The following is a 13041-nucleotide window of genomic DNA, read 5'->3' as shown; positions in this document are numbered from 1 at the left end:
CCAATGATTATCGTCACTGGCGGCGCTGGCATGATTGGCAGCAACATCATCAAGGCACTGAATGAAAACGGATATCGCGATATCCTGGTGGTGGATAACCTGAAAGATGGCACCAAATTCGTTAACCTGGTCGACCTTGATATCGCTGACTATGTCGATAAAGAAGACTTTATCGCCAGCATCATGGCCGGTGACGATCTGGGTGACATCGACGCCATTTTCCACGAGGGTGCCTGCTCCTCCACCACCGAGTGGGATGGCAAATACATGATGGATAACAACTATCAGTATTCCAAAGACATCCTGCATTACTGCCTGGATCGTCAGATCCCGTTCCTGTATGCCTCTTCTGCCGCCACCTACGGCGGCCGCACCGATAACTTTATCGAAGAGCGTCAGTTTGAGCAGCCGCTGAACGTTTACGGTTACTCCAAATTCCTGTTCGACCAATACGTGCGCGAGATCCTGCCAGAAGCAGATTCGCAGGTGTGTGGCTTCCGTTATTTCAACGTTTACGGCCCGCGTGAAGGCCATAAAGGCAGCATGGCCAGCGTTGCATTCCACCTGAACAACCAGATCAACCGCGGCGAAAATCCAAAACTGTTCGCCGGCAGCGAGAACTTCAAGCGCGATTTCATCTACGTCGGCGACGTGGCGGCGGTCAACCTGTGGTTCTGGAAGAACGGCGTATCCGGCATCTTCAACTGCGGTACCGGCCGTGCGGAAACCTTCCAAGCCGTGGCCGATGCGGTAGTGGAATACCATCAGTCCGGTGCCGTGGAATACATCGAGTTCCCGGAAAAGCTGAAAGGCCGCTACCAGGCTTACACTCAGGCCGATCAAACCAAGCTGCGCGCGGCCGGTTATGACGCACCGTTCAAAACCGTGGCCGAAGGCGTGAAAGAATACATGGCCTGGTTGAATCGTCCCGCTTAAGCGCTGAAGGAAGTTACTCACGGTATGAAAATACTGGTCATTGGCCCTTCGTGGGTTGGCGATATGATGATGTCGCAAAGTCTCTACCGCACCCTGAAGGCCGAGTACCCGTCGGCAGAAATCGATGTGATGGCACCTGCCTGGTGCCGTCCCCTGCTGGCGCGGATGCCCGAAGTCAACCAGGCGTTGGCAATGCCGCTGGGCCATGGTGCCCTGGCATTGGGCGAACGCCGCCGTCTTGGCCATGCGCTACGCGCCAATGGCTATGACCGTGCCTATGTGCTGCCCAACTCATTCAAGTCTGCCCTGGTGCCCTTCTTTGCCAACGTGCCACAGCGTACCGGCTGGCGCGGCGAGATGCGCTACGGCCTGCTCAACGATCTCCGCGTACTGGATAAAGCGGCATTCCCGTTGATGGTGCAGCGCTACGTCGCGCTGGCCTACGACAAGCAGCGGATACAGCGCGCTGAAGATCTGCCGCAGCCGATACTCTGGCCGCAGTTGCAGGTCAGTGACGAAGAGATTGCCGAAACCACTTCGGCGTTTAATCTCACCGACCACCGGCCCATTATCGGTTTTTGCCCAGGCGCCGAATTCGGCCCGGCCAAACGCTGGCCGCATTACCATTACGCCACGCTGGCACAGATGCTGATCGATGCAGGCTATCAAATCGCCCTGTTTGGTTCGGCCAAAGACCACGAGGCCGGTGAGCAGATCCGTGCCGCATTGGCAGAAAAATCTCGCGATTTCTGCTTCAACCTGGCCGGAGAAACCCAGCTCGAACAGGCAGTGATCCTGTTGGCCTCCTGCCGGGCCGTAGTCAGTAACGATTCCGGCTTGATGCACGTTGCAGCGGCGTTGAACAAACCGCTGATAGCCTTGTACGGCCCGAGCAGCCCGGATTTCACCCCACCGCTGTCTCATCAGGCCAAGGTGATCCGCCTGATCAGTGGCTATCACAAGGTACGCAAAGGCGATGCCGACCAGGGTTATCACCAGAGCCTGATCGACATCCAGCCACAGCAGGTGTTAGACGCGCTGACGCCGTTACTAGCCGCCAGCGAGGAATAATCATGCAGGTGCTGATCGTAAAGACCTCTTCGATGGGGGATGTGCTCCATACGCTGCCAGCCTTGACCGACGCGATGCAGGCCATCCCCGGTATCCGCTTCGATTGGGTGGTGGAAGAGGGGTTTAGCCAGATCCCTACCTGGCATCCGGCGGTGGATCGCGTGATCCCGGTGGCCATTCGCCGCTGGCGTAAAAACTGGTTCGGCAGTGAAGCGCGCCAGCAGCGCTGCGATTTCAAGCGCCAGGTCCAGGAGCGCAACTATGATCTTGTGATCGACGCCCAGGGCCTGATCAAGAGCGCGGCGTTGGTGACTCGTATCGCGCACGGCAGCAAACACGGCCTGGACTGCAAAAGCGTCCGTGAGCCTTTTGCCAGCTGGTTCTATAATCATCGCCATGAGGTCGACAAGCAGCAACATGCGGTGGAACGCATTCGCGAGCTGTTCGCCAAGAGCCTAGGGTATGCAAAGCCGCAGAGCACGGGTGATTACGCCATTGCCGCTCGGTTTCTCAGCTCCCCTCCTGCCGATGCCGGGCAATATCTGGTTTTCCTGCACGCCACTACGCGGGATGAAAAACACTGGCCGGAGGCAAACTGGCGCGAACTGATCGCGCTGATCGCTCCGAGCGGAATAAACATCAAGCTACCTTGGGGGGCTGAGCACGAACGCCAACGCGCTTTACGGCTGGCAGAAGGGTTTGAACACGTTGAAGTGTTGCCCAAGCTCAGTCTGCAACAGGTTGCCGAAGTGCTGGCTGGGGCCAAAGCCGTGGTGTCGGTAGATACCGGGCTCAGCCACCTGACCGCCGCGCTGGATCGCCCGAATATCACCCTGTTCGGCCCGACCGATCCGGGGCTGATTGGGGGTTACGGGCAGAATCAGCACTCACTGATTTCGCCGGAAAAAAGCATGGACACCCTCACCGCCGACGCCGTTTGGACAGAACTGCAAAAGGTTATTGAATGAAAAAGCTGCATATTATCAATTTAGGCAAGATGGGCGGGGTTGAGCGCCTGTTCCTGCAGTATATCAATGATACCCACGACGGTAGTAATCAGGTGATTTGTGTCAGCAGCGAAGTTGGCGAAGAGATCCGTCAACAAATGTCGAACCAGCAAGTCACCTTTGCCAACCGGCTGTTCAATGCGCTCCCTCTGCGTTGCCCACAGTTTCTGCGCAAATACCTGCTGCAAAGAAAAATCGAGCGCGCAAACGCCGACGTAATTATCGTGTGGGATCTGATCCCAGGGCTGGCGGCCAAGCCTAAACGTGGCAAGTTGGTTTACTACGATCATGGCTGCTCATGGCGCTACGCCAAAAACCACAAAACCTTGCGCTTCTTCGCCATGCTGGACGGCGTGATTTCTGCCTCCCATGCCTCAAAACGGGTGATGGAGCTGCGTTTTAATCTGCCTTGCCCGAACCCGGTGGTGATTAACCGTATCAAAACGCCCACCGGGATCAGTGAGACGCCAAAATCATTGGCACAGCCGATCAGGATTGGGACCGCCTCGCGCCTGGTGAGCCTGAAAGGCATCAGCGTTTCTTTGCTGATGATGCAGGAGCTGCTGCGCCGTGGGCACGACGTTTATCTGGAAATTGCGGGCAAAGGCCCGGATCGGGCAGCGTTTGAAGCCCTGGCAGCCAAGCTGCAGCTCGGTGAGCGGGTGGTCTTCAGCGGCTTTCAGGATAACGTGGCGGATTTTTTCAACCGTACACAAATCTATATGAGCACACCGATCACCGAACCTTTCGGCTTATCCTGCATGGAGTCGCTCTATTTTGGCGTACCGGTGATCTTCCCCATGGTCGACGGCCAGCCGGAAGCGGTGAAAGACGGCTACTGCGGCATCGGCCTGACACCGACGGTGTCCATTGAAGAACACCTGCGGTTAACCGGCATCAAGGTCGATTTCCCGCACGAGGTTTACGATCCCCTCTCCGACAGCCTGGTCACGCCGAAGCTGTTGTCGCATATCGATTGCGCGGATGCGGTAGAGAAACTGCTGGTGACGGAAACCTATCACCAGATGAGCCAGAATGCCCGGCACTACCCCGCTCAACATTTCAGCTATGCTCTGTTCAAAACAGAATTCGACGACACGCTGCAATCCTTTATTGCCTAACCGTAATGTGAGCCGGAAACCTTACTCCATGTTTAAAGAAACAGCCCCGCACCCCATTTTCAGCTACCTGATCTATCTGGGATGCGCCATTGCCTTTTGTACCATCCCTTTCGGCTTCGACACGGGGCGTAACCTGTTTTATGTCTCCAGCTATATCTCCTTTATTGCCGTTTGCCTGCACTTGAGGTACTTCCTGAAAAACAAAAGAAACCTGATCCTGCCGCTGCTGTTTTTCTGCGTGGGCATGGGGACGATTTTCTGGATGAACCATTTCAAGCAGCCCGGCGAATACATCAACATTTACCGCTCGTATATGTCGACCGGTAAGCTGCAGATTGCTACAGCGTTTATTTTGCTGATCGCGCTGAACGAGCGCCTTTGCATGCAGCGCGCCTTTATTGTCGTGGCGCTGGCTTGCGGCTTGGCCGTCAATGGTTATGCGCTTTATCAGGGCCTGCGGTTAGATATCGCGCGCGTGGAGCTTAACTTCGACCGGGCCACCGTCGTTGCCTACCTGATGACCGCCATCAGCCTGGTCATGATGAAGGCGATACTGATGCTGCGGACCAAGTATCGCATCCCGCTGTATGTTGTTGGCTTCTTGCTCACCTTCTCCACCCTGATCCTCACCGGAACGCGGGCGGCCATACTGGTGTACCCCGTTGCCATCTGCCTGTCCCTGTTGGCAACCAAAGATCTGGTGACCCGTAAGCATAAACTCCAGCTAGTTGCCTCAGTACCTGTATTGCTATTAGTCTGCGGCTTCGCCTTTAAGTCACAGATCGAACAGCGCGTTGCCGATTTCAAAACCAATCTGCAAATGATCGACCAGCCCGAAGTGGATAACTCGATTATTTCTCGCCTGACGATGCAGGTCATCGCCATACGCACTGGCTCGCTTGCACCATTGGGGCAATCTGCCGAACAGCGTGGGGAAGAGATCCGCGCCATCGTTGCGCAGGAGCCACGGCTGTACGGGGTAACGCCTTACATCAACGTGCATCTGCATAACGAACTGCTGGAAACCTATTCGCTCAAAGGCCTCTGGGGAAGCTTGTTTTTACTGGCGCTCTACATCGGCCTATTCATCTCCTCATTTAAGCCATATCGCAATGCGCTGTTGTTGGGGGTGACCTTCAGCCTGTTTGTCTACGGGCTTAGCGACGTGATTTTCTTCAGTACCGAAGGCACGGCAGTCTTCTGCCTGGCCATCATCGCCAGCGTGCTGTCGGTGAAAAAGCGTCAGGAACCGTCAGTATGAGTTCGTCACCGCTGCTGCTCAGCTTTATTGTACCGATTTACAACAATGAAGACTTTGTCATCGCCAGCCTGAGCTCGTTATACGATCAGATCGACGATGATATTGAAGTGGTGATTATCGATGACGGCTCAAGCGATGCGTCTGCGGCCCTGGTGAGCCAGTTCCTGGCTGCCAGACAACATCCGCATAGCAAATTCATTACTCAGGCAAACGGCGGCGTTGCCCACGCCCGTAACGTCGGTTTGCAACACGTCAGCGGACGCTATGTCGCGTTCCTGGACGGCGATGACCTGCTGAGCAGCGACTATCTGGCGCTCCTGCGCCCACTGTTACTCACGGGCAGAGATGACCTGATTGATTTCAACTATCAGAAATTCTCTGGCAGCCCGCCAGCAGTGCCCGCCAATAGCGAGGTACGCTACCGCATCTACGATTTCGAACAGCACGGCTTGGCCAGTCTGAAGCCGCTGTTTGCCCACTCAATGTGGCACGTCTGGAGCCGGATTTACCGGCGTACGCTGCTGGCTGGGGATACGTTCGAAAACGGCCGCCGTTATGAAGACGTTATCTTCACACCGTTCCAATATTTCAAAACTCGCCAAATCGCTCATCTCGACCACCCGCTCTACTTATATCGGGATAATGACCGGGGGATCACCCGCAATATTCGGGCGAAAGATAGTGAAGATATGCTGTTTGCCATGCAGAAAATGCTGCGCTTCGTGGACGCTCATCGCGGTGATGAACCACTGCGGCAGTTAGCCGCCCTGATGCTCGCCAACGCTTTCTCAGAGTTAAAGGCCATGTCGAAGGCGGTTTACGGCTATTATCGCTACCCGCCGGAAACCCTGGCGATCCTGCGCCAAACGGCGGTCCTGTGTAGCAACAGCGACGTTCCGCACAAGAAAGTCCGCCAGATGCGTTTCGCGCGCGTGGATAGCTGCCTGTCTAAAATCCGTCGATGGCTGAAGAAACGCACCGGGTGACCGATGCGTTTTTTTCTCAAGGGTTCAGCGGCACGTGGGCCACGATTTCATCAAAAACTCGCTGCGGTTGTATAACACCCACCGGGCCTTCCGCTTCCAATGGCATGGTGTAGCCCGTGCGTGACTGATGAATGATACGGTGCAACTGCTGATCCTGGATAGGCCCGGTTGAGCGCGGATCGGCGGTGACAAACAGGCTGATGGTTTTGGTTTTCAAGGCCACCGCCAGATGGAGCGGCCCGGTATCGCCGGTCACCAGCACATCGAGGCTGCTAATCAGCGTCAGCGCCCCTTGCAGCCCGGTTTTGCCGATCTGGTTATCAACGCAGGCCTGGGTATTGGCATTGATCAGCCGCTGGAACTGTTGGGCTTTTCCTTCCTCCATCGGCGCGCCGATCAGCACGAAGCGCATGTTGTCATAGCGAGCAACCAGCATATCCGCCAGCTTGGCAAAGTGCCCCACCGGCCAGCAACGTGATTCTGTTGATGCACCTAGCTGGAAACCAATGGTACAGAAATCAGGGTTTTTAATGCCTGGCGTATAAGGGGCCGGTATTTCCATGGTCGGATCGTCGCTGCGGCAGCCCAGAATAGAAACCAACTCCAGCTTACGGCGGATAAAGTGGCCGTAATAATGGAATACGTAGTTGGTCAACCAAGGCTCCAGCCCGCAGATCCCCGAACTGTAGTTATCCCGGATGACATATTTAGCCCCGGCCATAATGGCGCTGATAATGTCATAGGGCAGATGTGAATGCATGATCAGCGCCAAATCAGGCTGATGCTCACGCAACGATTTCAACAGCGGCCTCAGGGTCTTTATTTTGCTGTTCCAGTAAACTACGCGATCGTAATAGCGGCCGTTTTCTACCAGTTCCCTATTCTTTTCATGTACCACCAGCGTGATATGCGCCGCCGGATAGCGTTCGCGCATCGCTCTTAACACCGGGGTATTGAACATGAAATCCCCCAGCGCCGTCGTAGAATAAATCACGATATTCTCGAACTGGAGACGGCTGTCGAAAGTCGCTGGCGGCTGGAAACGGCCGTGCTTTGCCGTATAGCGCCGCAAGAACCAGTCAGCGGCCTTGATTTTCCATTTTTTTGACATGTTAATTCACTTTCAGTTGATAGTATTCAGCCAAGGTCATGCCAACCGTGCGCTGTTGCAACCAGGCAAACAGCTGCTCCAAATCGCGATATAACGCGTCAATATCCTGCTCGGTCTTGAACGTTGGGCTACCTCCCGGCATAAACTCGGAGGAGTGCAGCATAAATTCGACGTAATCGTGCCCCTGCGCCAGAGAGCGTTCGACCACCAGCTTCATCTTGTCCAGATTATTACCGGAAGGCCGTAGCCAATGTACCGACGGCGAACGCTTTTTACCCCGCAGGCGGTCATAGCCCTGCTTCACCGCATTCATCAACGCCGAATGTTTATACTGAATGCTCATTGGCACTTCCAACAGCGTGGAATTACCGGGTTTGGCGATATTGGCCGGATCGATAAAATAGGCCTGCGAGGGAAAATGGCGATAGTCGGTCCCGCCGTTGCCCTGCGGATTGCCGGGCGAATACTGCCAGTTCACTCGCGGGGTGACGGAACAATCGACCTGATAGCCATATTCCAGCAGCAATGAGGCATAAAACTCATTAAACGCCCAGCGCCCGGCACGGTGGCTGAGCATCTTGGTCTGGAAAGTATCTTCCAGCAGCTTGGTCATATGATCGACCTTAGCGCGAATTTGGTCGGCCGGGTATTCGATCAGATAGGGTTTATGCCGCCAGTCATCATCGGTGAGCGGCGTCAGCGGTGGGCTGTTCCAGGCGTGCAGGTGCATGCCCACTTCGCCGGTGCCGCGTGCTATCACGTCGCGGGCAAATTCAACGTACTGTGTATCCACCGCCATTTCATAGTTGGTCAGATAAACCGGCTTGCAGGCATATTTTTCACACAGCGCCTGAAAGCGCGGCAAAAAACGCGTGTTCTCGGTCGAAATGCGGTCGTGGTTTTGCCACAGATTATCGCCTTCGGTATCAATCGTGATAAGAAACGCCGGTTTAGTCATACATTGGGAACCTGATAGTCACAGATTGACATTATGTTACGCAGCCCGATCCCTCAGGGCAAACGACTTTATTGCCTCGTTTGGACAACATTGAGCCGTAATTGTCACCCTACGCCACTATTTTTTTCTGCGCAGGCAAGAAAACCTAGCAACAGTAGCCACATGCAATCGGGTCATTTAGAATCAAAGATTGGTTTCCCTGAAAGCGACTGACTATGAACGACGCGCCAGCCCCTGTTTCTGCCACGCCCATACAGCGTATTCTGATCGTCAAGCTGCGCCATCATGGCGATATGCTGCTGACCACTCCGGTCATCAATACGCTGCGGCAGAACTATCCCGATGCTCAGATCGACATCCTGCTGTACAAAGAAACGCAGGAGATATTGGCGAGCAACCCGGCGCTGTCGCAAATCTTTGTCATCGATCGCCAGTGGAAAAAACAGGGCACCAAGGCACACTTGGGCCACGAACTGCATCTGATCCGTCAGTTGCAGGCACAACGCTACGATCTGGTGGTCAACCTGGCCGACCAGTGGCGCAGCGCGGTGATTACTCGCCTCACCGGTGCGCGCATTCGTCTGGGGTTCGATTTCCCCAAGCGCCGTGGTTTTCTGTGGCGCTATTGCCACACTCAGTTGGTGCCGGTAGCCGGGCACGAGCATCTGCACACCGTTGAACAAAACCTCTCTCTGCTGCAACCTCTGGGTTTACCTGAGCAAAATCAGCAGGTCACCATGAGCTACAGCCCACAAGATTGGCAGGCTAGCCACCAGCTTTTGCAACAAAATGGCGTCACCGGAAGCTATATCGTGGTACAACCCACTTCGCGCTGGTTCTTTAAATGCTGGAGCGAAGAAAAAATGGCGGCCACCATCAGCGCATTGCAGGCCGAAGGGCACCAGTTGGTGATCACCTCGGGTCCAGATGCCAAAGAGCAGGACATGGTGGCGCAAATACTGAAACAGTGCCCACAGCAAGGGGTGGTTTCTCTGGCAGGGCAGTTGACCCTGCGTCAGCTGGCGGCGTTGATCGACCATGCCAAACTGTTTATCGGGGTGGACTCTGTCCCCATGCATATGGCGGCGGCATTACAGACGCCCTGCGTAGCGCTGTTCGGGCCATCCAAGCTGGTATTCTGGCGCCCCTGGCAAGTTATCGGTCAGGTCATTTGGGCCGGGGACTACGGCAGCCTGCCGGACCCGGATGCCATCAATACCGGCACCGATGAGCGCTACCTGGACCTTATTCCTACAGACGTGGTGATTGCAGCCGCGCGGAGCACGCTTGCATGAAAGCATTTCGCCTGGCGATTGTCCGCCAAAAATACCGCCCGGACGGCGGGGCAGAACGTTTCGTTTCCCGTGCCCTGGAGGCGCTGGAACAACAAGATCTGGATCTGAACGTCATCACCCGCGAGTGGCAGGGGGACATCAATCCGAACTGGCACATCCACCTGTGCAACCCGATGAAGTTCGGGCGCATCAGCCGCGAACGCGGCTTTGCCGAAGCAGCTCGGGCCCTGTGGCAGAAAGAGAGCTTCGATCTGGTGCAAAGCCATGAACGCATCCCTGGCTGTGATATCTATCGCGCCGGTGACGGCGTCCATCGCCGCTGGCTGCTGCAACGGGCACGCCTGTTGCCGGAGTGGCGGCGCAAATGGCTGTTCTCCAACCGCTATCACCGCTATGTGATGTGTGCCGAACGCGCCATGTATGCCGCGCCAGAGCTGAAAGCGGTGATTTGCAATGCCGAGATGATCAAACGGGAAATCATCGCCGATTTCGGCGTGCCTGCCGATAAAATCACGGTGATCTACAATGCCATCGACAATCAGAAGTTTTTACCGGCGAATGAGCAACAGCGGCAGCAGTTGCGGGCGCAATATCAGCTGCCACAGCAGGCACACTGCCTGATCTTTGTCGGTTCAGGCTTTGAACGTAAAGGATTGGCAGCCGCAATTCGCGCCGTAGCCGCCACCGACAGCTACCTACTGGTGGTAGGCAAGGATAAAGCTGAAAAGCGTTACCGTTCACTGGCACAAAAGCTGGGTTGTGATGACCGGGTGCGCTTCATGGGCGTGCAGAAACAGACGTTGCCGTTCTATCAGGCCGCCGACGCCCTGTTGCTACCAACGTTGTACGACCCGTTCCCTAACGTGATATTGGAAGCCATGTCATGCGGGCTGCCGGTGATCACCAGCACCACCTGCGGTGGCGCTGAGTTCATCACTCCAGGGCAAAACGGCTTCGTCTGCGATGCATTGGACGTCAGCGCCCTCACCGAGGCTATCGTTGCACTGCCACGGCAAGCCTTGGGTTCGAGCATGGGAGAGGCGGCGCGGCTGCGTATCATGTCTGCCACGCCCGCACACCTCTCAGAACAGCTCATCTCGTTGTATAACCGACTGCTGGACTAACTTATGCGTATTCTGATGATTATCGACGGCCTGCCGGGCGGCGGAGCAGAAAAGGTGGTACTGACCCTGTGCCAGGGCATGCAGCAGTTGGGGCATGATGTCAGCCTGATCTCATTACGGGACGTCTGCAACTACCCGATCCCCACCGGCATTGATTATCAGGTGCTCAGCGACAACTGTCGATCGCCTTGGCGTAAGCTGACCGAGCTGGCACGCCGCGCCGCGATGTTGGATCGCGCGGTTACCGCCAACGAGCAGCAGCACGGCCGTTACGACCTGGTGTTCTCCAACCTGCATAAGACCGATCGTATCGTCAGTCATAGCAAAGTGCTGGACAGCACTCGGCTGTGGTTCTGCATTCACGGCATTCTGTCCACCTCCTACCTCGGCCACCGTACCGGCCTCGATCGCTGGCTGAAACGCCGCAAGGTCGCGGGCGTCTACCAGCGGCAGAATATCGTTGCCGTCTCGCAGGCGGTAGGCAACGATCTCCAGCAAAATCTGGGGATTACTCCTAACCAGTTGGCGGTGATCAACAACCCGTTCGATATCGCCGCCATCGAACAGCAGGCGGCAGAGCCTTGTGAACTGGCAGGCAAAGACTATCTGGTGCACGTGGGCCGTTTTCATCCACATAAACGCCACGACCGCTTGCTGAAAGCCTACGCACTGTCTGGTATCCAGGCACCTTTGGCACTGGTGGGTGCTGGCAATGAAGCGCAAATCAACGAGACCAAACGCCTTGCCACAGAGTTAAACATTAGCGATCGCGTGCTGTTCCTCGGTTTTCAGGCCAATCCCTATCCCCTGATCAAACACGCCGCGATGCTGGTGCTCAGTTCAGACAGTGAAGGGTTCGGTAACGTGCTGGTTGAAGCCTTGCTGTGCGACACGCCGGTCGTCAGCACCCGCTGCCCTGGCGGGCCTGAGGAAATTCTGGAAAAGGCGGGGTTGACCCGTGCTCTGGCGGAATTAAATGAAGCCTCACTGGCGGAGAAAATGGCAGAGATTTATGCTCAGCCGCCGGTCATTAATCACCAGCAACTGCTGAGTTATGGCCTGGAGCCTATTTGCCGACAGTATCTGGCGTTAAAGAAATAAGTCCAGGCAGGTTTACCCTGCCTGGTTGTTAATTAATTCAAGGCCTGTATTTCTTGCCACACCTCGTCGACGGTAACATCGATGCAATCACCCGATTCGGTTTGCAGGATCCGATATTGCCCGCTCCACGGATGCCAAGACTCTTTATCCGTATCGCCAAAGAAGACCACCATGCTTTTATTCAATGCCGCGGCCAGATGCATCTGGCCACCGTCGCTGCACAGCACCCTGTCGCATAACTCGAAACCGGCCAACAGCTCGCGTACCGAGGCCGTTGGGTAAAGTGCTACCCTTTCATTCTGGCAACCAGCCAACAGTTGTTCCGCCCGCTTTTGATCGCCGATATCATCAGGCGTCAGCGTCCCCTGCGGGGACCAGAAGATCAGCACGCCGGTGGTAGGATCGGCAACCAGGCGGTTGATGATTTCTGCATAGCGCTCAATGGGCCACCGCCGTTTCGGGCTGCGGCTGCTGATATGCACGGCAAACACCCGCTCAACCGGGGGCAGCAGGCTGTGTAAACGTTGCTGCGCTTGCTGCTGTTCTTCCGCAGTGAGGAAGACCTTCACTGGAGGAATGGCAATGGAGCGGTCGGTGATGGCAGACAGGTAGCTGAACGTGTGTTCCACCTGATGCTTGCCGTGAAAATCCGCCGCGCGGAAAGGGTGATGAATTTCACTGGTACCAAGATCTGCGCCGATAATATTTTTGACCCCGGCCATTTTTGCCAGACGCAGACTATATTTGCACGGCACCGGGTTAGCCAGAATAGCTGCATCAAACTTAATTTTTCTCAGCTGTAAAAATATCATCAGCCGTTCAAAATATACCCCAAGAGTGGTCTCATTCTTGGCCTTGTGTTTGGCCTTCTTATAAACAAACACCTTGGTGAGATGCGGGTTATTTTTCACCACATCCTGGCTGACTTTATTGATAAGCAGATAGAGGTTGGCGTCAGGGTAAGCGGTTTTCACCCCTTCAATCAGCGGGGTAGTGCACACGAGATCGCCAATATTGTCGCGGCGGATAATTAAAATATTCTTCATTACAAACCTATCGGCGACATCTCT

12 protein-coding genes are annotated in these 13041 nt (G+C 55.4%); 9 read left to right on the top strand and 3 right to left on the bottom strand.

The genetic code is table 11. From position 1 onward, the window contains the following. Positions 1–3: 3 nt before the first annotated feature. Genes rfaD through A6U95_RS05285 form a run of 6 tightly spaced genes read left to right on the top strand, consistent with a single transcriptional unit; the run spans position 4 to position 6382 of the window. Positions 4–936, top strand: coding sequence for an ADP-glyceromanno-heptose 6-epimerase (rfaD, locus tag A6U95_RS05310; RefSeq protein ID WP_021807264.1), 933 nt, complete (start codon positions 4–6; stop codon positions 934–936). A gap of 24 nt (positions 937–960) precedes the next feature. After that, complete coding sequence (rfaF, locus tag A6U95_RS05305) at positions 961–2007, top strand: ADP-heptose--LPS heptosyltransferase RfaF (protein ID WP_024482909.1); 1047 nt, start codon at positions 961–963, stop codon at positions 2005–2007. Positions 2008–2009: 2 nt separating this feature from the next. Further along, entirely contained in the window at positions 2010–2975 is a 966-nt protein-coding gene (gene rfaC, locus A6U95_RS05300; RefSeq protein ID WP_065683748.1) for a lipopolysaccharide heptosyltransferase RfaC, read from the top strand. Continuing rightward, entirely contained in the window at positions 2972–4135 is a 1164-nt protein-coding gene (locus tag A6U95_RS05295) for a glycosyltransferase (RefSeq protein WP_065683747.1), read from the top strand. The genes rfaC and A6U95_RS05295 overlap by 4 nt, the downstream gene beginning before the upstream one ends. 28 nt (positions 4136–4163) lie before the next feature. Further along, the gene (locus A6U95_RS05290) at positions 4164–5396 is read left to right on the top strand and encodes an O-antigen ligase family protein (RefSeq protein WP_065683746.1); all 1233 of its coding nucleotides are present in this window, start codon (positions 4164–4166) and stop codon (positions 5394–5396) included. Beyond that, positions 5393–6382 (top strand): glycosyltransferase, encoded by a 990-nt coding sequence (locus A6U95_RS05285; RefSeq protein WP_065683745.1) that lies wholly within the window; start codon positions 5393–5395, stop codon positions 6380–6382. The genes A6U95_RS05290 and A6U95_RS05285 overlap by 4 nt, the downstream gene beginning before the upstream one ends. Before the next feature lie 16 nt (positions 6383–6398). On the opposite strand, the gene A6U95_RS05280 is transcribed toward A6U95_RS05285, so the two are convergent. Together A6U95_RS05280 and A6U95_RS05275 are read right to left on the bottom strand one after the other, a co-directional pair. After that, complete coding sequence (locus A6U95_RS05280) at positions 6399–7493, bottom strand: glycosyltransferase family 9 protein (RefSeq protein ID WP_065683744.1); 1095 nt, start codon at positions 7491–7493, stop codon at positions 6399–6401. Between the two features lies 1 nt (position 7494). Beyond that, on the bottom strand, positions 7495–8451 hold the full coding sequence (locus tag A6U95_RS05275) for a polysaccharide deacetylase family protein (RefSeq protein ID WP_065683743.1): 957 nt from the start codon (positions 8449–8451) through the stop codon (positions 7495–7497). A 215-nt stretch (positions 8452–8666) separates the two neighbouring features. On the opposite strand from A6U95_RS05275, the gene rfaQ reads away from it, so the two are divergent. The 3 genes from rfaQ to A6U95_RS05260 are packed head-to-tail and all read left to right on the top strand — an operon-like array spanning position 8667 to position 11971. After that, a complete protein-coding gene (gene rfaQ, locus A6U95_RS05270) occupies positions 8667–9746 on the top strand; it encodes a putative lipopolysaccharide heptosyltransferase III (protein ID WP_065683742.1) in 1080 nt (359 codons plus the stop codon). Further along, the gene (locus A6U95_RS05265) at positions 9743–10870 is read left to right on the top strand and encodes a glycosyltransferase family 4 protein (protein ID WP_065683741.1); all 1128 of its coding nucleotides are present in this window, start codon (positions 9743–9745) and stop codon (positions 10868–10870) included. The genes rfaQ and A6U95_RS05265 overlap by 4 nt, the downstream gene beginning before the upstream one ends. A 3-nt stretch (positions 10871–10873) precedes the next feature. Beyond that, positions 10874–11971: a glycosyltransferase gene (locus A6U95_RS05260; RefSeq protein WP_065683740.1), complete on the top strand. Its 1098-nt coding sequence runs from the start codon at positions 10874–10876 to the stop codon at positions 11969–11971. Between the two features lie 32 nt (positions 11972–12003). Here the strand turns inward: A6U95_RS05260 and A6U95_RS05255 are convergent, their stop codons facing one another. Further along, positions 12004–13017 carry a glycosyltransferase family 9 protein gene (locus tag A6U95_RS05255; protein ID WP_065683739.1) on the bottom strand — a complete coding sequence of 338 codons (1014 nt, stop codon included), beginning with the start codon at positions 13015–13017 and terminating at the stop codon, positions 12004–12006. Positions 13018–13041 lie beyond the last annotated feature (24 nt).

It is taken from the genome of Serratia sp. 14-2641 (assembly GCF_001692375.1).
Lineage (GTDB): Bacteria > Pseudomonadota > Gammaproteobacteria > Enterobacterales > Enterobacteriaceae > Chania > Chania fonticola_C.
This window is presented reverse-complemented; position numbering and strand designations above follow the sequence as displayed.